The following is a 19,062-nucleotide window of genomic DNA, read 5'->3' as shown; positions in this document are numbered from 1 at the left end:
CCCGAAGCCAGACCCAGTCTACATTCAATTCCAAAGCCCCGGGCCGATTACTGTGAGCAGCCATCATCGACGTAAAAACCAAGCCAAACCTGTTCGCAAGAACCTGCACCCAAGGAACTTGCACAACCAAGGCTACGATTTCCCGGCTCTGGTAAAAAAACACCCGGCATTAGCGCCTTATGTAAAACCAAATGCTCACGGCAACCTGTCCATCGACTTCGCAACCCCCCTGGCGGTAAAAACCCTCAACGCCGCGTTGCTAAGCCACCATTACGACATCGGCGGCTGGGATATTCCTGAAGGTGCACTTTGCCCTCCCATCCCGGGCCGGGCCGACTACATCCATTACGTAGCCGACTTGCCCGGGCTTGAAAAAACCAATATCAAGCTGCTGGATATTGGCACGGGTGCGAACGGGATTTACCCGCTATTGGCCTGCCAGATATACGGCTGGCAATGTGTCGGCAGTGACATCAACACCCAGTCGCTGGCGAACGTGTCCGAAATCATCGCCCGCAACCCATCACTCAAAGAACAGATTTCACTGCGCATACAGCCCGATAAAAACCACATTTTTGAAGGAATTATTCAAGCGGGAGAATTCTTTGACATCAGCGTATGCAACCCGCCGTTTCATGCCTCGCTCGATGAAGCCCTGAAAGGGAGCCAACTCAAGCTTAATAACCTGGCTCGTAGCCGCGGTGAACAAAAAGCCCAAAGCCAATCCCCTACTCTGAATTTCGGCGGCATGGGAGCAGAGCTTTGGTGCAAAGGCGGCGAACAGCTGTTTCTCAAAAAGCTCATTAAAGAAAGCCACGCGTATTCAACTCAATGCCGATGGTTTACCAGCCTGGTTTCAAAGGCCGATAACGTTAAGCCCGCAAAAAAGTTGATTCGCAAGCTCGGCGCGGTTGATATCCGGGAAATAGAAATGAAACAGGGAAACAAGGTTACACGGGTGCTGGCCTGGACATTCATCTAAGCCCAGCCTGCGAAACGAAGGTCAAAATCGGTAGCTAAGTTCGATCATGTGGAAATCCGCTCCAGTCGTATCAGATCCATTAACGCTGGCATCGGAATAATGCAGGAAGCGATACCCCAGTCCCAGATTTCTAATAAGCGGAAAAGTGACGCCCGAGGTCAGGGCAAACTGAAAAGGCCCACCAAAATCCTGGGTACCAAAACGCCACCTGCTGAACAAAGCACCTCCTGCGCCCAGGTCCAGGACAAAACGACCGTTCTCACTGCCTAGCGTCAATTCCGGAATGAGCGAAACAACGAGCGCATTTTTACCCGCGCCCCGCAGCATTCCTCCGCTGGCCATTAAGCGGCTACCCACACCCCAGCCAGAAGCAAAATAGCTGTTCCAGGGTAAATGGAAAACTGCCGACACATCGTATTCCTTAAAGTCTTCCGGTGCGTCTTCTCCAAGCAATGTCTTCTCTGAAACCCGTGCACGCACACTGAGACTCTGCAACTCCAGATCTTCCGCGTAGCTCGGGGCTGAATGAAGTAACCAGCAGATGACCAATGGCAGCACGAAACGAAAGAAATGGCGACAAGAAACCATTGCTGGCAGCCCCCGCGGATTGTGAATAAGGGTTGTGCCTCACGTCCTATACAGACGTTAGTTATTGCTTAGTTTCCAGCTTGGCTTTTGCAGCCATATAGTCGGGTGTGCGCCCCACATCTTCGTAAATGGGATTACCCTCTTCAACGCGAATCACCTTATCGCCAGCCACATAGGGCATTTGCTCTTCGATTTGCAGCAACGCGGTGCTGATTATGTTAGCAAGCAAATCACCGGCAGGTAATTTATAAGTCTCGGCAAGTGCTTCAACCTTAATCAGGTCTGTCTTATTGAGAACAACCTTGGTACTGACCTGCTCTTTGACATGGGTTGAACGTTGCTCCCAATCATCGAGCATCTTCTTGATCAAGCGGCTGGTCATATTGGACTCCTGTTCGATTTATAAGAAACCTTTGATTGAGTCAGGGTTTTCCAAGGAATCGGGACGTACCGTGCTTACTCGAGCATAAACACAGCCCCCTGAGATAGTCAAACGCTGACCAGAGGCAAATCTGAAGTTCTCAGTGCTATCAACAAAACATTTTAGAACAAAACAATCGCACCAATTTGTTGAAATCCTGCCCTCTTAAGAATACTGTACATATAAACAGTATCTAGAGATTTTTCCCCATGAGCGAATTGCTGAGCAGCCTTCTTCAAGATGCCCGCGTGTGGCAGGGCCACCAGCATAAGAAGACCACCCAGCCTGCGGAACCCACGGGATACCCGTCGCTGGACAATCAACTCGGCGGGCTTGGCTGGCCTAAGGGTGCGTTGAGTGAATGTTTGCTGGATAGCTGCGGTATTGGCGAACTGCATCTTGTGTTGCCACTCATGCAGCGAGTGTCTAGTGAAGGCAAAACCATCTTCTGGCTAAACCCGCCACACACCCCCTATGCGCCCGCTTTGGCCCGGGAGGGGGTTGATCTGGATCATTTGGTAATGGTCACAACTCAAGATCAGAACGACTTTTTGTGGACGCTCGAAAACTGCCTTCGTTCACCGGTTACCGGGTTGGTTTTAGCCTGGCCTGGCACGTTGGCCAGCCGCGATGTGCGCCGATTGCAGCTAGCCTCGGAAGCCGGCGGTAATGTGTGTGTGCTTTTTCGTAGCCGCCGCCATATTGAACAGAATTCTCCGGCCGCTTTACGGCTGGAGCTTGTTCCGGATGAGCACCAGGAACTCAAGATCAACATCATAAAGCGCCGAGGCAGCTGGCCCGGCCAGCGTTGCTCTTTGGCAATCGGGCACCGGGCCAACCTTGCCAGCCAGAATTCCTCCCGTGTGATTCAGGGGCCGTGGGCTGAGGCTATGCGGTAACCTTATGCTTTGGCTATATCTGCACTTCCCCCACCTGTTGCTGGACCACATCCACCGCAATCAAGAGGCTGCGGGAGCTCTTGTGGTTGTGGATGGCTCAGGGCAAGCCGTTACGCAAGCTTGTGCCACAGCGCAGGCATTAGGCGTTGAGGTAGGCATGCGCCTGAAAACCGCACTGGGTCTGGCGCCTGACCTGCACATTATGCAAGCAAATCCGAAGCAGGAAGCCTGGCTTCTGGAAGACCAGGCGCGCTGGCTGTACCACTACGCCGCACACATCACCCTGGCACCACCCGATGGTCTTTGGGCTGAAGTCAGTAGTCTGCAAAAATTGTACGGCGGGCTGCCAGCCATCTGGCAAACCGTAGAACAAGCGTTAACCGAGCGTCAGCTCACCGCCTGGATCGCCATCGGCCACACGCCACTGACCGCGCGCTTATTGGCCCTCACGGGCAAAGGCGAATGTACCGATGACAAACGCCACATCATGACGGCACTTGGTACCCTGCCACTGCAGGCCGCCGGTTTCGATAAAAAGTCCTGCACCCGTCTTCAGCGTTTGGGGCTGTGCACTCTTGATGATGTATTCGCCCTACCCGCTCCTGAGCTAGCACGGCGACTCTCACCAGAACTGCTAAGCACGGTGCAGAAAATTCAGGGAACCCGGGCAGACCCGAAAACACCTTGGCAGCCACCTCATACGTTCCGGCATCGGGCGGATTTCATTCAGGAGGTGGAGCATACTCAAGGGCTCTTATTTTCATTGCAGCGAATTCTGGCAGAACTGGAGGAAGATCTTTGCTGGCGCCAGCAAGATACCGACACCCTGCTGCTCTCGCTGCAACATCGCCATCAAGAACCAACACGTCTTCGAATCCGAACCACCGGGCCCGAGCATCGGGCAGAGGTGTTTTTAAAGCTGATTCGTCTGAAGCTTGACCAGCAACCCTTGAGTGCGCCGGTCACTGCGCTGACGTTCACCGTCAAGCGATTTACCGGCCGGGCGGCGCCAACGGGGCAGGATTTACTGGGCGAAACACAGGATCTGAACGAAGCCTGGCACACGTTGATCAGCCGGCTTCAAGCCCGGCTGGGCGATCAGGCACTGAAACAACTTGCGCCTTCCGAGGATCATCGGCCGGAATGCGCCTGGTCTGCCAATGCTGTGCGCAAACCCACAAAACAGCGTGCAACGGAGTCAGCCCCTTTCCCCCACCGCCCTTTATGGTTGCTTAAAGGGCCCGAACCTCTGACCCAAACCCCCTCGCACTGGCTCTCCGGCCCGGAGCGCATCAGCAGTGGTTGGTGGGATGGCCAGCGGGTTCACCGGGATTATTACATTGCTCAGCTGCCGGGTGGTGAGCTGGCGTGGGTATTCCGTGATCACCAGGATGGATGGTTCATCCACGGGTGGTTTGGCTAATGGCCGCGGGCTATGCAGAACTTTTCTGCTTCAGTAATTTCACTTTTCTGACCGGGGCTTCGCACCCCCACGAGCTAGCCGAACGGGCATTAGAGCTAGGCTATAGCGCCATCGCGATCACCGATGCGTGTTCTGTAGCCGGTATTCCCAGAGCCTGGGCCGCGTTGAAAGATAGCCCCGTAAAGCTCATTACCGGCAGTTGGTTTGAGTTAAATGATGCTCCCAGCGGCTCTACTGCTCCTCGTTTTATCCTGTTGGCCAAAGACCGACAGGGTTATGGTCAGCTGTGCAAACTGATCACCACGGGCCGGCGCCGGGCTGAAAAAGGTCACTACCAGCTTTTCGCACGGGATATCGAAACCCACGAACTGGACCACTGTTTTTGCTTGTGGTTACCACCCACCGCTGAGCTCACTCCGCTTCCCGAAGCCATCGGTTGCGGTGAATGGCTATTGCGACTATTTGAGCAGCGATTGCGGGTTGCCGCCAGCCGCTCTCTGGAGGTTGGAGAGGAACTGCAACTGGCCCGAATCCGCGAATTGGCCGATCACTTACGCATCCCGGTGGTCGCCACCGGCGAAGTGCACATGCACAGCCGGGACAGGCAGCCCTTACAAGACGTTCTCACCGCCCTGCGCAACCACACATCCCTGGAGAAGGCCGGGCACTGCCTGTTTCAGAATGGAGAGCGATATCTTCGCCCTCTCTCTGTGCTGCAAAAACTCTTTCCGGAAAGCTGGTTACGCGAAACCGTCCGGATTGCCAACGTCTGTCAGTTCGAACCCGGCAGCCTGCGCTACGAATACCCGCCCGATTTAGTGCCAGCAGGTGAAACACCTGCCGGCCTTTTGAAGCGCCTGACCCAAAAAGGCGAGCGCCGACGATACCCCACTGGCACGCCTTTGAAAGTTCAGGCGTTGATTCGCAAAGAGTTGGGGCTGATTTCGGAGATGCGGTATGAGCACTACTTTCTGACCATCCACGACATAGTCGCGTTTGCCCGAAGCCAAGGCATTTTCTGTCAGGGGCGAGGCTCTGCAGCTAACTCGGCGGTCTGTTACTGCCTGGGTATTACTGAGGTAAATCCCGCCAAGGTCGAACTGCTGTTTGAACGCTTTATCTCCAAAGATCGGGACGAACCGCCCGATATCGATGTGGATTTCGAGCACCAACGGCGTGAAGAGGTCATCCAGTATATTTACCAACGCTACGGTCGCGAGCGAGCTGCGCTGGCTGCAACGGTGATTCGGTATCGGCCACGCAGTGCCATTCGGGATGTTGGCAAAGCGCTGGGGTTCGATGCTGCCTTGGTGGAAAAGTTGCTGGATGGTATCGACTGGCGTGACAAATCCACCAACTGGCGTCAACAGATTCTCGACAAAGGCCTGACTCAAAATCCGCAAGTGGCCAACCAGTTTTTCACACTGGTGAACACCTTGCTGGGTTTTCCCCGACACCTGTCCCAGCACGTTGGTGGCTTTGTCATCAGCGCCGGTCCCCTACCGGAACTGGTGCCGGTTGAAAATGCCGCCATGCAAGACCGCACCGTTATCCAATGGGATAAAGATGATCTGGAAAGCCTCGGTTTGATGAAGGTGGATGTCCTCGCCCTTGGCATGCTGACCGCCATCCGAAAGGCCTTGGAGCTGATCAGCATCGAAAAAGGCACGCCCTTTACCATTCAGGATATCCCTCAAGAAGATCCCGACACCTACGCCATGCTGCAAAAGGGCGACAGCATTGGGGTGTTTCAGGTGGAGTCCCGTGCTCAGATCAACATGCTGCCCCGGCTAAAGCCCGAGACCTACTACGATCTGGTCATAGAAGTGGCCATTGTGCGCCCGGGTCCGATTCAGGGTGACATGGTGCACCCCTACCTGCGCCGGAAACACGGACTGGAGCCGGTCGAGTTCCCCAACGATGCCATTCGTCAGGTACTGGAGCGCACCTTAGGTGTGCCCATCTTCCAGGAGCAGGTGATCAAACTCGCTATGGTGGCCGCCGGTTTTAGCGCCGGGGAAGCCGACAAACTCCGCCGCGCCATGGCCGCGTGGAAATCCGATGGCGACCTCTCCCCGTTCCGGGACAAGCTGATCAGCGGCATGCTGGAACGAGGCCATGCCCCGGAATTCGCCGAACGCCTTTATCAGCAAATATGCGGGTTTGGCGGTTACGGTTTTCCGGAATCTCATGCTGCCAGCTTTGCTCTGCTGGTGTATGTATCCGCTTGGATCAAACGCCACCACCCAGCGGTGTTTTACTGCGCCTTACTCAACAGCCAACCTATGGGCTTCTATTCCCCAAGCCAACTGATTCAAGACGCTCGCCGCCATGACGTAACGGTTCTGCCCCCTGACGTAAATTTCAGCCGGTGGGAACACACTCTCCAGAGGCCAACCCAACAGCTGCGTTTGGGGCTGCGCATTATTCGCGGCCTGTCCCAGCAAGGCGGCCAACGCATTTACGAAAATCGCCCAACGCAAGGCTATCGCTCCGCCAGCGAACTTCGCTCCGGTGCCAACCTCAACCAGCGCGACATGGAGTTACTCGCGGGCGCCAATGCCATGGCCGGCTTTACCTCAGACCGCCATCAAGCCTACTGGCAATTATTGGACTACGAAGAACCTTCCGCACTGTTTGCCCAAGAGGCCGAAGCGGAGTACCCGTCAGAGCCTTGCAGCCAGCTACCGCAGCCTACCGAGGGCCAAAACGTACTGGCGGACTACCGCAGCCAAGGCCTGACGCTGCAACGACACCCACTGGCTCTGCTTCGGGAACAAGGTCACCTTCAGCACTGCCTGACCGCCGAACAACTGAAAGGCACGCGCCCCGGTATTCCGGTGCAAGTGGCCGGCCTGGTGACTGGTCGCCAGAGGCCGGGGTCTGCGGCTGGTGTTACCTTTGTCACACTCGAAGATGAAACCGGCAACGTAAACGTCGTCGTGTGGCTGGCAACTGCCCGACAGCAACGCAAACCATTACTCACTGCTCGACTATTACACGTTAAAGGGGTTATCGAAAAAGAGGGAGACATCGTCCACGTGATGGCGGGCAAACTCTCAGACCTGAGCCACTTGATTAATGCGTTACCAGTCAGTTCACGGGATTTTCACTGACTGCAAAAAAGAAAACCCCGCCGAAGCGGGGTTTTCTTGGTACAGCTAGACGTGGTGATCAGCTCAGCAGCTTGATCATCACACCCGCGGCAACCGCAGAACCGATGACACCAGCCACGTTCGGGCCCATGGCGTGCATCAGCAGGAAGTTCTGCGGGTTAGCCTCAAGACCAACCTTGTTGGATACCCGCGCTGCCATTGGCACCGCAGATACACCGGCAGAACCGATCAGCGGGTTGATGGGGTCTTTGCTGACTTTGTTCATCAGCTTTGCCATCAGAACACCGGAGGCGGTACCCACACCGAACGCTACAACACCCAAGCCCAGAATACCCAAAGTCTGAGCATCCAGGAACTTGTCGGCCATCAGCTTGGAGCCAACCGACAACCCCAGGAAAATGGTTACGATGTTGATCAGTGCGTTCTGGGCCGTATCGCTCAAGCGCTCTACTACGCCACATTCACGCATCAGGTTACCGAAGCAGAACATACCCAGCAGCGGCGCTGCATCTGGCAGGAACAGTACCACCGCGATCAGTACAACCAGCGGGAAAACAATTTTTTCCTTCTTGCTGACCGGACGCAGCTGGCTCATTTTGATTGCCCGCTCTTCCTGGCTGGTCAGTGCCTTCATGATTGGCGGCTGAATCATCGGAACCATCGCCATGTAAGCGTAAGCAGATACGGCAATTGCACCCAGAAGATGCGGAGCCAATACGCTGGCTACATAGATAGACGTTGGACCGTCTGCGCCACCGATGATACCGATAGCAGCTGCTTCAAGAATGTTGAATTCCAGCACGCCGGTCCAATCCAGCAGCGCGGCACCAATAACGGTACCGAAGATGCCGAACTGAGCCGCAGCGCCCAGCAACATGGTCTTCGGGTTTGCAAGCAGAGGACCGAAATCGGTCATCGCGCCAACACCCATGAAGATCAGCAGAGGCCCTATGGTGCTGCCAATAACCACCGAGTAGAAGTTATAAAGCATACCGTTGCCGTAACCGAAGTCTTGGGCAAGGGAGTTCGCCATCGCCATTTCAGAATAGCTGGCTTCTTTGACCGCTACTTTGAAGGCTTCCTTCAGCTCAGGCGTGACAGCCTGTCCGGCCTGGTAAGCAACATCCAGAGGTACAGCCAGTGCGGCCAGAATCTGGGTAGCATCGCTTTTCAGCGCGAAGTGAATCGCATTTTCCGCCGCAGTCAGGGCGAGCCCTGCCTCCGGGATGTTCGCCAGAATACCGCCGAAGCCGATTGGCACCAACAGCAGAGGCTCAAAGCCCTTGCGAATTGCAAGGAACAGCAGCACCAGCCCGATGGCGATCATCACCACCTGACCAAACTCTATGTTGAACAGGCCACTGCCTGTCCAGAGTGTCATTATCTTATCCATGGAATGCTGGCCCTTATGCGATTGTCAGCATTTCATCATCAACAGAGACGGCGTCACCGACTTTGATGAAGACTTCACCGATGGTTCCGGCCTTGGGTGCGCGAATCTCGGTTTCCATTTTCATGGCCTCGAGAATGATCAGCACGTCACCTTCTTCAACCGTGTCTCCTGGAGAAACCAGAACCTTCCAGATGTTACCGCTCAAAGGCGCGCCAACAGGCTCACCGCCGCCGGCAGGTACTGGTGCAGCCGCTGCAGGCGCAGAGGCGGAACCGCCCTGACCTTCGATCTGGCTGATTTCACCACCTTCGGTAACGGCAACAACGTACTTCTGGCCGTTCACTTCAACGGTGTAGTTCTCAGGACCTGCAGCTTTCTTGGCCGGAGCTACGTCGTCTGCACTTGGCACCGGCTCAAAGGCGTCCGGGTTACCACGATTCTCAAGGAACTTCAGGCCAATCTGCGGGAACAAAGCGTAAGTGAGAACGTCGTCCACTTCCTGCTCAGCCAGCTTGATGCCTTTCTCGTCGGCCAGACCTTTCAGCTCTGCAGTCAACTTGTCCATTTCTGGCTCAATGTTGTCGGCCGGACGGCAGGTAATTGCTTCGGCTCCATCCAGAACACGCTCTTGCAGCTCTTTGTTGAAAGGCGCCGGTGCAGAACCGTACTCGCCCTTCAGAATCGCAGAGGTTTCTTTGGAGATAGACTTGTAGCGCTCACCGGTCAGTACGTTCAGAACAGCCTGAGTACCTACAATCTGGGAAGTCGGCGTTACCAGCGGGATGTAACCCAGGTCTTCGCGAACTTTCGGGATTTCGGCAAGAACTTCGTCGAACTTATCGGTAGCGTTCTGCTCGCGCAGCTGGTTTTCCATGTTGGTCAACATGCCACCCGGAACCTGAGCAATCAGGATGCGAGAATCAGTACCGCGCAGGCTACCTTCGAACTTCGCGTACTTCTTACGCACTTCACGGAAGTAAGACGCAATTTCTTCGAGCAGATTCAGATCCAGACCGGTATCACGATCGGTACCTTCCAGAATCGCAACCACCGCTTCCGTGGGTGAATGGCCGTAAGTCATGCTCATGGAAGAGATCGCGGTATCTACGTTGTCGATACCGGCTTCGGCCGCTTTAATGGCCGTAGCAGTGGACATGCCAGTGGTGGCGTGACACTGCATATGAATCGGAATATCCAACTCTTTCTTCAGACGGCTAACCAGATCGTAGGCAACGTAAGGCTTCAGGATACCCGCCATGTCTTTGATAGCGATGGAGTCTGCGCCCATGTCAGCGACTTCTTTCGCCAACTCAACCCACATATCAATGGTATGCACCGGGCTGGTGGTGTAAGAAATGGTGCCCTGTGCATGCTTACCGGTTTTACGAACTGCTTTAATTGCAGTTGCCAGGTTGCGAGGATCGTTCATTGCATCGAAGATACGGAACACATCAACGCCGTTTTCGGCAGCACGATCTACAAAACGCTCTACCACGTCATCCGCGTAATGACGGTAACCCAGCAAATTCTGGCCACGCAGCAACATTTGCTGTGGCGTGTTAGGCATTACTTTTTTCAGTTCGCGGATACGCTCCCATGGGTCTTCGCCCAGGTAACGAATGCAGGAGTCAAAGGTAGCACCACCCCAAGATTCCAAAGACCAGAAACCCACTTGGTCGAGTTTCTCGGCAATCGGCAGCATGTCGTCTAGCCGCATGCGGGTGGCAAGCAGGGATTGGTGGGCGTCACGTAGAATTACGTCCGTAATCCCCAGCGGTTTTTTCGTGTCAGTCATCGTGTCAGCCTTCTGTTAAAAGGTTCTAATCCGTTCCCGGGTCACTTCTTGTGGCGTGACCGGTATTGTGCAATCGCCTTCTTAATGGCCTCGGCGGTGTCAGGGTCAACCGACGTTGGCGCCTTCGGCTTGGCACGTGGCGTTCTGGCCGGGGTTGCCGGCTCTGGCGGAGCAAGCCGCAGAATGATTTTCGACATCAGGCCTGTTGCGAATACCAGAATAACCAGAAACGCGAACACAAAGCCCATACCGGCGATCATCAAATCTACGGCGTTTGACATCAGCTCATTCATAGTGAACAGCTACCTGTATTGGTTTGTGATTTCCCCGTCTCTATCGCCTCCTATTAAACAAAAGTCTAATAGCTGACGAAATCAAAACGGGAGGCAAAATCCTGCGTAATTTACCGGTTTCATTGTGCTGGAGCAACAAAAAGGACACTTTTCTATAGGGATTTCCCGAGCACGCACCCGAAAAAAGGGTTCTAAACACCCGAAAGAACCACCCTATTCAGACATAACGCACACGAATTTTCCGCCCCTTCACTTTTCCTTGCTCAAGCCGGGCAAGCGCTTTACCTGCCCACGCGACATCAACTGCCACGAAACACTGAAAATCAAACAGATCGATCTTGCCGACCGCCGCCCCCGGTATGCCAGCCTCTCCCGTCAGAGCACCCAGCACGTCACCGCGGCGAACCTTCTCTTTACGCCCACCAGCCAGACAAAGCGTCTTCATAGGTGGCGCCACTGGCTTCACCGGCTCTGCAAGCAGCTCCGCCGAGTCACCCCATTCAGCCGTCATGCCTCGGGCGCTTTCCAACCGAGAAATCTTGTGTCCCTGCTTAGGCGTACACAAGGTGACTGCATGCCCTTGCTCACCCGCTCGCCCAGTACGACCAATCCTGTGCGTATAGACTTCGGGATCACGCGCCGGCTCGGCATTGATAACCAGCGGCAGGCCTTTAATATCCAAACCACGAGCCGCCACATCGGTTGCCACCAAAACCGTGCAACTCTGGTTCGCGAACTGCACCAAGGTACTGTCCCGCTCCCGCTGTTCCAGATCACCGTGCAAGGCCGAAGCTGCGAAGCCCATCTGCCTTAACGCGGCCGCAAGGTCATCGCAATCCCGCTTGGTTGTGCAGAAAACCAAACTTGCTGTCGGCTGGAATCGCGACAGCAATCCGGCAACCGCCTCCACCTCCTGACCAGGCGCAATCTCATAAAACAATTCTTCAATTGTGGCGGTTGTATCGTTCACTTCGACCCGCACATCTTCTGGGTCCACCTGAAAACGCTCACTCAGGGTGCGGATAGGCACCGGCCAGGTGGCCGAGAACAACAGCGTTTGCCGCGTTGAAGGCGTTTGCGCAAGAATGCCTGCTACGACATCTTCAAACCCCATGTCGAGCATGCGGTCCGCTTCATCGAGCACCAGCGTATTCAGATTCTCCAGCGATAAGGTGCCTTTGCGCAGATGATCTTCAACCCGCCCCGGCGTGCCGACAATGATGTGCGCTCCATGGCTTAGGGAACCAATCTGAGGCCCGATGGAAACACCGCCGCACAAAGTCAATACCTTAACGTTCTCTTTAGCGCGGGCCAGCTCGCGCAATGCTTTAGCGACCTGATCGGCCAGCTCACGGGTGGGACAAAGCACCAACGCCTGAACCGCAAATCGCTTGGGTTGAAGCTTCTCGACCAGAGGTATTCCGAACGCGGCTGTTTTACCACTTCCGGTTTGAGCCATGGCGATGACATCTTTACCCGCCAAAGCCGGTGGCAACGCCTTTACCTGAATGCCGGTAGGCTGCTTGAAGCCCAGCTGCTCAAGATTAGCCTGCATGGTCGAAGAAAGGCCAAGCTCTTTAAAAGAAGACATAGAAAAATCCGTGGGGTGAGTAATCGTGGGTGATTGAGTTCGCTCTGACGGCGTATACTAGAGATAATTTGCTTAAGTTTATCACGAATCTACGGAGTCACTGATGGCGTCTTTGCAAGACCAATTACTCAAAGCCGGGCTCGCGGATGAAAAGAAAGCCCGCACCATTCGCTCTGAGAAGCGCAAACAACGTAAACAGCAGCCCAAAGGTGCCGCTCAAGTCAACGAAGCGGAAGAGAGAGCTCGCAAGGCTCGCCAGGAGCAAGCCGAGCGAGACCGGCAACTGAACCTGGAGCGCAAGAAAGAAGCCGACAAGAAGGCAATCCAAGCCCAAATTCGCCAACTGGTCGAAACCAACAAGCTCGATCGCAGCCGCGGCGAAACGTCTTACCAATTCGTGCACGAGAAAAAAATTAAAAAGATTTTCGTTGATGACCAGATGGTAGACCAATTATCACGAGGCCGACTGGCAGTCGTTTTTGTTAACGGCGAATACGAGCTGGTCGCCGAGGGCGTTGCTCGCAAAATCATGGAGCGGGACGAATCCGCGGTTGTGGTGCTACACGATCGCACGGCAGAAGATCAGGGTGATGATGACCCATATGCCGGCTACGAAATACCCGATGACTTAATGTGGTAATGACAACCATCAGCCCCGCTCTATGCGGGGCTTTTTTTGAACTCAAAGCGTGGCCGAAGGAATCCAAGAAATATTTAAAGGAAAACCGAAGGTTATGGTCGGACCAGAAGATATCAGCACCTCAAGGGCACCTTGATCATCGATCTTCTTGCAGATTTTCTATAACAGCGGAGAGACGATCACCCAAGAAATTGCGCAGAGAACGATTAAGAGCAAGCTCAGCTTCAGCGCGAATGGTTTGATGGGCGAGCGGACGAAGCTGCCAAATCAGCTGAGAAAGCTCACGGATCGTCTCGGAGGGCGGTAGCTCATCCCCAAACTCGTCGAAGCGGGCCACAGCAATTTTTACCAAGCCATCGGCGGCACGCTGCACATTCCCCCGCAAAAGACGCAAGAGGTCGAGAATTTCTTCAAATGGCATGCCCAGCTTGATCAACTGGGCACCTGCTTCAATGAGCCTCGGGCTAGGTGCCACAAACTTAGTGCGTTTGCGCTCTATCAGGCCCAACTTTACCGCTTCATCAATCATGCTCTTGCTGTCACTGTTAAGACCAAACATCTTAATGAGATCAGCAAGGCTATACTCTCGGGGCGCTTCAGATGAGAAAGCAAGCGTGATTGCCTTCTCCAAGCCCAAGATGTCCTCCAGATTTCGTCCGTCGGTCCATGCAGCAAGCAATTCACGAATATTATCAATGGAATACCCGCGATCTAGCAGGTTGTTAATAATATCCAGCCGAGCTGCATGCGAATCAAAATAGACGCCCAAACGCCCGCGCTTTTCCGGAGAGTCGAGAATTCCCCGGTCTTGGTAAGCCCGGATGTTACGCACAGTAGTACTGCAGCGGCGCGCGAGATCATCGATGGTGTACTCGCCATCGGCCAACTGGCGTTGACTCGCGTTTCGTCCGCGACGATTGCTGGTGGGATTATTCATGGCCCGCATTATATAACAGACATGTTCATTGGCAACTAACGCCCCTGGGGCTATCGATAAATATCAGGCACAAAAAAGCCCAGCACTTGGGCTGGGCTTTCGAGTTGTTTCTCAACAACTTAATATGGCGCGGCTGGGAGGATTCGAACCTCCGACCGCCTGGTTCGTAGCCAGGTACTCTATCCAGCTGAGCTACAGCCGCTAAAAACTTGTTTGCGAAAAATGGCGCGGCTGGGAGGATTCGAACCTCCGACCGCCTGGTTCGTAGCCAGGTACTCTATCCAGCTGAGCTACAGCCGCACATCTCGTCGCATGTGGTTGAAAGCAACTTCAACCTGCTCTCACTCTCCCGAAAGAAAATGGCGGAGAGGGAGGGATTCGAACCCTCGGTACGATTTCTCGTACGGTTCCTTAGCAGGGAACTGGTTTCAGCCACTCACCCACCTCTCCTTGAGAACGGTGCGTATACTACCACAACTTTTCTGTTTTCATAGGGTTGACACGATATTTTTCTAATCAATTTGCCCTAAAATTAAAAAAGCCGCTCAAGTTACCCTTGAACGGCTTTTTTCTGATCAACTATTGCCCGGTTCCGGCTCATCTGAGCCTTTTTCAGACTGAATACGCTGATAGATTTCTTCACGGTGAACCGCCACGTCTTTCGGAGCATTCACCCCTATACGAACCTGATTCCCCTTAACTCCCAGAACGGTGACGGTTACCTCGTCACCGATCATCAGAGTTTCGCCAACACGGCGAGTTAAAATAAGCATGTTCCATACTCCCTATTGCAAAGCTACCTGTTCCGACTGTCACTACTTTTTACTTATTGCTTTTATAAAAGGATCACCTATCAAACTATAGACGCAATAACACTTATGCCAAAATAGTTCCTGATAGAAATAACCAATGACCCTTATTTCCGCTCTCCAGCATCCCGCTTCAAGCGTTCTCATCCACCTCGGCATTCTCTAACCCGAACGTGCTGTGCAGCGCGCGAACGGCCAGCTCAAGGTACTTCTCATCGATCACCACCGAAACCTTGATTTCGGATGTGGAGATCATCTGAATATTAATACCTTCTTTCGACAGCGCCTCGAACATCTGAGTTGCAACACCTGCGTGCGAACGCATGCCGACACCCACGATGCTGACTTTGGCAATTTTACTGTCGCCAACAACTTCGCCTGCACCAATGTCATCTGAGATGCGGCGCAGAATATCCTGTGCACGCTTCAAGTCAGGACGGTTCACCGTGAACGTGAAGGCCGTTTTGTTATCCTGACCAACGTTCTGAACAATCATATCCACTTCGATATTGGCATCACTGATCGGCTTCAGAATACTCAATGCACTGCCTGGAGTATCCGGCACGCCGGAAATAGTCAGTTTGGCTTCGTCGCGGTTAAAAGCAATGCCGGAAACAACCGGTTGTTCCATGGCTGTATCATCCTCAAAAGTAATCAGAGTTCCCTCACCTTCTTCGAAGCTGGAGAGCACCCTTAACGGAACGTTGTATTTACCTGCAAACTCAACGGCACGGATCTGTAGAACCTTAGAACCCAGACTCGCCATTTCGAGCATTTCTTCAAATGTAATACGGTTCAACCGGCGCGCACTATCTACCACACGCGGGTCTGTCGTATAAACACCGTCTACATCGGTGTAGATCTGGCACTCGTCCGCCTTCAGTGCTGCTGCCAGCGCAACAGCCGTTGTATCGGAACCACCACGCCCCAGTGTGGTGATATTTCCATGCTCGTCCACACCCTGGAAACCCGCCACGACAATCACGCGACCTGCCGCAAGATCGGCCTGCATGCGATGGGCGTCGATATCTTTGATACGAGCTTTGTTGTGACTCGTGTCCGTTAGAATACGAACCTGACCGCCAGTGTAGGAACGGGCGTCACAACCACGCTTTTGAAGCGCCATAGACAACAGAGCAATGGTGACCTGTTCGCCGGTCGATACCAGCACGTCCATTTCCCGCGGCGTAGGCTCTTCCATAATATCGCCGGCGAGCGCAATCAGGCGATTGGTCTCGCCACTCATGGCAGAAACCACAACAACCACATCGTGCCCTTCTTTACGGAACCGACAAACCTTATCGGCCACCGCTTCAATCCGTTCGGTTGTGCCGACGGATGTACCTCCAAACTTTTGAACCAACAGAGCCATGTTTTGCCAAACTCCGAACCGGGGACCCAAAGCGGAGCCAACCGGCTCCACCATCGTATTAAGCGGGCGAATTATAAACCCGCGCCCGCCTCGGAAAACAGCACCTTACTGGATATTTCCTTCAACCCAGGCAGGTACGCCCGCCAGAGCCTCGGCCAATTTCGATGCGTCATTACCACCGCCCTGCGCCATGTCCGGACGACCACCGCCTTTTCCGTCAACCTGTGCACACAAATGCTTCATCAAGTCACCGGCCTTGACCTTGCCGGTAGCGGACTTAGTTACACCTGCAACCAGCACAACTTTGCCGCCTTCAACTGTGGCCAGAACAACCACGCCTTCGCCCAGCTTGTTCTTGAGCTGGTCGGCGGTTTCCATCAATGCCTTACGGTCAGCGCCGTCCATCTGGGCGGCGACCACTTTCAGATCACCGACCTGCACCGCTGAAGCTGCCAGATCACTGCCGGCAGAGCTCGCCAGCTTCGCTTTCATTGCAGCGATTTCTTTTTCCAGCTGGCGATTGCGATCCAGTGTTTGCTGAACTTTGTCCACCAAGGTTTCGCGAGTTGCTTTCACCAGCTTGGCGGTTTCACGCACGGTACTGTCGGTTTCATCCACCCACTCAAGCGCTCCAAAACCGGTGACCGCTTCGATACGGCGAACTCCCGAGGAAATGCCACTTTCGGAAGTAATGCGCATCATGCCGATATCACCGGTACGAGACACGTGCGTGCCGCCACAAAGTTCCACGGAATAACGATCAGAACCCATGCTCAGCACACGAACCACATCGCCGTACTTTTCGCCAAACAGTGCCATAGCACCTTTTTCCTGGGCGGTTTCCATGTCGGTGACGTCAATTTCAACCGGCGTATTCTCGAGCACCTGCTCATTCACCTGACGCTCGATTTCTTTCAATTGCTCAGGGGTAACCGCTTCAAAATGAGAAAAGTCAAAGCGCAGCTTGTCCGGATCAACCAGTGAACCCTTCTGATTCACGTGCTCACCCAGCACCTTGCGCAATGCAGCGTGCAACAAGTGTGTGGCGGAGTGGTTGCGTTTGGTGCGCTCCCGGCGATCATGATCGATGCGAGCATCCACCTCTTGTCCCGGGCTCAGCTCACCTTCAATCAGCTTGCCAACGTGCAGGTGGTTATCGCCATCTTTACGCGTGTCTGCCACCTCGAAACGGCCGCCATCCCAGGTCAGCAGCCCGGTATCACCCACCTGGCCACCCGATTCGGCGTAGAACGGTGTACGCTCAAGCACGACCACACAGTCATCACCCGCCACAGCGTTACGCTCTTCGCCATTGACCAGCACTACCCGCACCCTCTCTTTGCCATCGATGTGGTCGTAACCAGTGAACTCGGTTTCGCCCTCAATGCTGAGGCCTTCGGCGTTGTAATCAATGCCGAACTTACTGGCTGCCCGGGCACGCTCCCGCTGAGCTTCCATGGCTGTCTCATAACCCGCGTAATCCAGCGTCAAACCACGTTCACGAGCGATGTCGTTGGTCAGGTCCACCGGGAAACCGTAGGTGTCGTACAGCGTGAAAACGGTTTCGCCAGGAATCTCGTTGCCTTTCAGCTCTGCAATATCCTGCTCTAGCAAACGCAGGCCTTTGTCCAGAGTTTTGGCAAACTGCTCTTCTTCCTGCAACAGCACTTTTTCGATCTGCTTAAGGCTGCTGACCAATTGCGGGAAGGCTTCGCCCATCAGATCCGCCAGGGGCTTGGCCAGCTTATGGAAGAAAGGCCCGTTGGCTCCCAGCTTGTTGCCATGACGGGCAGCGCGTCGAATGATCCGGCGCAGAACAAACCCGCGACCTTCGTTCGAAGGCATCACACCGTCTGCAATCAGGAACGAACAGGAACGAATGTGGTCTGCAACCACACGAAGTGACGCTGCGGTTGTTTCAGCCCCGCCGAGAACGTCGGAAGCAGCCTTTAGCAGATCCTGGAACAGGTCGATTTCGTAGTTGCTGTGCACGCCTTGCAATACGGCGGCAATACGCTCGAGGCCCATACCGGTATCTACCGAAGGTTTGGGCAGGTTCAGCATTTCTCCATCAGCCGTACGGTTGTACTGCATGAAAACCACGTTCCAGATTTCGATGTAACGGTCACCGTCTTCTTCCGGGCTACCGGGAGGGCCACCAGCCACATCCGGGCCGTGATCATAAAAAATCTCGGTGCATGGGCCACATGGACCGGTATCACCCATCTGCCAGAAGTTATCGGAGGCGTAGCGGGCGCCTTTGTTATCACCAATGCGCACGATGCGGTCAGCAGGCACACCAACTTCTTTATTCCAGATATCAAAGGCTTCATCGTCATCCGCGTAAACGGTCACCCACAGCTTTTCTGTCGGCAGGTTCAGCCACTTATCTCCGGTGAGGAAGGTCCAGGCAAAATTGATGGCTTCACGCTTGAAATAGTCACCAAAGCTGAAGTTGCCCAGCATTTCAAAAAAGGTGTGGTGACGCGCGGTGTAACCTACGTTTTCGAGGTCGTTATGCTTGCCGCCAGCGCGCACACACTTCTGGGTTGAAGTTGCGCGGGTGTAATCGCGCTCTTCCCGACCAAGGAAGGTATCCTTGAACTGGTTCATGCCCGCGTTAGTAAACAGCAAGGTTGGATCGTCCGCTGGCACCAGCGAACTGCTTGGAACAATAGCGTGACCGTGCTGTTTGAAATAATCGAGGAACGTCTGTCGCAACTCTGCGGTTTTCATAGCCCTTTGATACCTTTCCAGAAACCCGCCGAGAAGCCGGCAGGTCCGCGATTGAATACGAATACTT

General features: G+C 54.2%; 15 protein-coding genes and 3 tRNA genes. 5 read left to right on the top strand and 13 right to left on the bottom strand.

Features of this window, described 5'->3' with window-relative positions; all coding sequences use genetic code 11:
- Positions 1–52: 52 nt before the first annotated feature.
- Entirely contained in the window at positions 53–982 is a 930-nt protein-coding gene (gene rlmF, locus Q9245_RS13655) for a 23S rRNA (adenine(1618)-N(6))-methyltransferase RlmF (RefSeq protein ID WP_305897703.1), read from the top strand.
- A 21-nt stretch (positions 983–1,003) separates the two neighbouring features.
- Here rlmF and Q9245_RS13650 read toward each other — a convergent pair whose 3' ends face one another.
- Both Q9245_RS13650 and Q9245_RS13645 read right to left on the bottom strand, forming a co-directional pair.
- Positions 1,004–1,462: an acyloxyacyl hydrolase gene (locus Q9245_RS13650; RefSeq protein ID WP_305897702.1), complete on the bottom strand. Its 459-nt coding sequence runs from the start codon at positions 1,460–1,462 to the stop codon at positions 1,004–1,006.
- A 169-nt stretch (positions 1,463–1,631) separates the two neighbouring features.
- A complete protein-coding gene (locus Q9245_RS13645; RefSeq protein ID WP_305897701.1) occupies positions 1,632–1,952 on the bottom strand; it encodes a hypothetical protein in 321 nt (106 codons plus the stop codon).
- Between the two features lie 248 nt (positions 1,953–2,200).
- Between Q9245_RS13645 and imuA the strand changes: the two genes are divergently transcribed.
- The 3 genes from imuA to Q9245_RS13630 are packed head-to-tail and all read left to right on the top strand — an operon-like array spanning position 2,201 to position 7,429.
- The gene (imuA, locus tag Q9245_RS13640) at positions 2,201–2,890 is read left to right on the top strand and encodes a translesion DNA synthesis-associated protein ImuA (protein ID WP_305897700.1); all 690 of its coding nucleotides are present in this window, start codon (positions 2,201–2,203) and stop codon (positions 2,888–2,890) included.
- Positions 2,891–2,894: 4 nt separating this feature from the next.
- Positions 2,895–4,313 (top strand): DNA polymerase Y family protein, encoded by a 1,419-nt coding sequence (locus Q9245_RS13635; protein ID WP_305897699.1) that lies wholly within the window; start codon positions 2,895–2,897, stop codon positions 4,311–4,313.
- On the top strand, positions 4,313–7,429 hold the full coding sequence (locus Q9245_RS13630; RefSeq protein WP_305897698.1) for an error-prone DNA polymerase: 3,117 nt from the start codon (positions 4,313–4,315) through the stop codon (positions 7,427–7,429). Before Q9245_RS13635 ends, Q9245_RS13630 begins: the two co-directional genes overlap by 1 nt.
- Before the next feature lie 58 nt (positions 7,430–7,487).
- On the opposite strand, the gene Q9245_RS13625 is transcribed toward Q9245_RS13630, so the two are convergent.
- From Q9245_RS13625 to dbpA, 4 genes are all read right to left on the bottom strand, one after another.
- Positions 7,488–8,822 (bottom strand): sodium ion-translocating decarboxylase subunit beta, encoded by a 1,335-nt coding sequence (locus Q9245_RS13625; protein WP_323754651.1) that lies wholly within the window; start codon positions 8,820–8,822, stop codon positions 7,488–7,490.
- Positions 8,823–8,835: 13 nt separating this feature from the next.
- Entirely contained in the window at positions 8,836–10,617 is a 1,782-nt protein-coding gene (oadA, locus tag Q9245_RS13620) for a sodium-extruding oxaloacetate decarboxylase subunit alpha (RefSeq protein WP_305897696.1), read from the bottom strand.
- A gap of 41 nt (positions 10,618–10,658) precedes the next feature.
- Positions 10,659–10,910 (bottom strand): OadG family protein, encoded by a 252-nt coding sequence (locus Q9245_RS13615; protein WP_114335687.1) that lies wholly within the window; start codon positions 10,908–10,910, stop codon positions 10,659–10,661.
- 217 nt (positions 10,911–11,127) lie between these two features.
- Complete coding sequence (gene dbpA / locus Q9245_RS13610; protein WP_305897695.1) at positions 11,128–12,501, bottom strand: ATP-dependent RNA helicase DbpA; 1,374 nt, start codon at positions 12,499–12,501, stop codon at positions 11,128–11,130.
- Positions 12,502–12,604: 103 nt separating this feature from the next.
- Here dbpA and Q9245_RS13605 point away from each other — a divergent pair, with 103 nt between their 5' ends.
- Entirely contained in the window at positions 12,605–13,141 is a 537-nt protein-coding gene (locus Q9245_RS13605; RefSeq protein WP_305897694.1) for a DUF2058 domain-containing protein, read from the top strand.
- 136 nt (positions 13,142–13,277) lie between these two features.
- Here the strand turns inward: Q9245_RS13605 and Q9245_RS13600 are convergent, their stop codons facing one another.
- The 7 genes from Q9245_RS13600 to alaS all read right to left on the bottom strand — a co-directional run bounded on the left by Q9245_RS13600 (position 13,278) and on the right by alaS (position 18,995).
- Positions 13,278–14,078 (bottom strand): MerR family transcriptional regulator, encoded by an 801-nt coding sequence (locus tag Q9245_RS13600; RefSeq protein WP_305897693.1) that lies wholly within the window; start codon positions 14,076–14,078, stop codon positions 13,278–13,280.
- A 125-nt stretch (positions 14,079–14,203) separates the two neighbouring features.
- Positions 14,204–14,280 (bottom strand) — tRNA-Arg (locus Q9245_RS13595).
- 21 nt (positions 14,281–14,301) lie between these two features.
- A tRNA-Arg gene (locus tag Q9245_RS13590) sits at positions 14,302–14,378 on the bottom strand.
- Positions 14,379–14,438: 60 nt separating this feature from the next.
- A tRNA-Ser gene (locus Q9245_RS13585) sits at positions 14,439–14,528 on the bottom strand.
- A gap of 125 nt (positions 14,529–14,653) precedes the next feature.
- Complete coding sequence (gene csrA, locus Q9245_RS13580; protein WP_133005221.1) at positions 14,654–14,851, bottom strand: carbon storage regulator CsrA; 198 nt, start codon at positions 14,849–14,851, stop codon at positions 14,654–14,656.
- 169 nt (positions 14,852–15,020) lie between these two features.
- Positions 15,021–16,259, bottom strand: a complete 1,239-nt coding sequence (locus Q9245_RS13575; RefSeq protein ID WP_305897692.1) for an aspartate kinase — start codon at positions 16,257–16,259, stop codon at positions 15,021–15,023.
- 105 nt (positions 16,260–16,364) lie between these two features.
- Complete coding sequence (gene alaS, locus Q9245_RS13570; RefSeq protein WP_305897691.1) at positions 16,365–18,995, bottom strand: alanine--tRNA ligase; 2,631 nt, start codon at positions 18,993–18,995, stop codon at positions 16,365–16,367.
- Positions 18,996–19,062 lie beyond the last annotated feature (67 nt).

Origin of the sequence: Marinobacter sp. MDS2, from assembly GCF_030718085.1 — a bacterium.
Lineage (GTDB): Bacteria > Pseudomonadota > Gammaproteobacteria > Pseudomonadales > Oleiphilaceae > Marinobacter.
This window is presented reverse-complemented; position numbering and strand designations above follow the sequence as displayed.

Bases quoted from the DNA above. Each gene is read 5' to 3' on its own strand.
- Q9245_RS13605 (WP_305897694.1), top strand. From the start codon at position 12,605: ATGGCGTCTTTGCAAGACCAATTACTCAAAGCCGGGCTCGCGGATGAA.
- oadA (WP_305897696.1), bottom strand. From the start codon at position 10,617: ATGACTGACACGAAAAAACCGCTGGGGATTACGGACGTAATTCTACGT.
- alaS (WP_305897691.1), bottom strand. From the start codon at position 18,995: ATGAAAACCGCAGAGTTGCGACAGACGTTCCTCGATTATTTCAAACAG.
- Q9245_RS13645 (WP_305897701.1), bottom strand. From the start codon at position 1,952: ATGACCAGCCGCTTGATCAAGAAGATGCTCGATGATTGGGAGCAACGT.
- Q9245_RS13600 (WP_305897693.1), bottom strand. From the start codon at position 14,078: ATGAATAATCCCACCAGCAATCGTCGCGGACGAAACGCGAGTCAACGC.
- dbpA (WP_305897695.1), bottom strand. From the start codon at position 12,501: ATGTCTTCTTTTAAAGAGCTTGGCCTTTCTTCGACCATGCAGGCTAAT.
- Q9245_RS13615 (WP_114335687.1), bottom strand. From the start codon at position 10,910: ATGAATGAGCTGATGTCAAACGCCGTAGATTTGATGATCGCCGGTATG.
- Q9245_RS13575 (WP_305897692.1), bottom strand. From the start codon at position 16,259: ATGGCTCTGTTGGTTCAAAAGTTTGGAGGTACATCCGTCGGCACAACC.
- Q9245_RS13630 (WP_305897698.1), top strand. From the start codon at position 4,313: ATGGCCGCGGGCTATGCAGAACTTTTCTGCTTCAGTAATTTCACTTTT.
- Q9245_RS13635 (WP_305897699.1), top strand. From the start codon at position 2,895: ATGCTTTGGCTATATCTGCACTTCCCCCACCTGTTGCTGGACCACATC.
- imuA (WP_305897700.1), top strand. From the start codon at position 2,201: ATGAGCGAATTGCTGAGCAGCCTTCTTCAAGATGCCCGCGTGTGGCAG.
- Q9245_RS13625 (WP_323754651.1), bottom strand. From the start codon at position 8,822: ATGGATAAGATAATGACACTCTGGACAGGCAGTGGCCTGTTCAACATA.
- csrA (WP_133005221.1), bottom strand. From the start codon at position 14,851: ATGCTTATTTTAACTCGCCGTGTTGGCGAAACTCTGATGATCGGTGAC.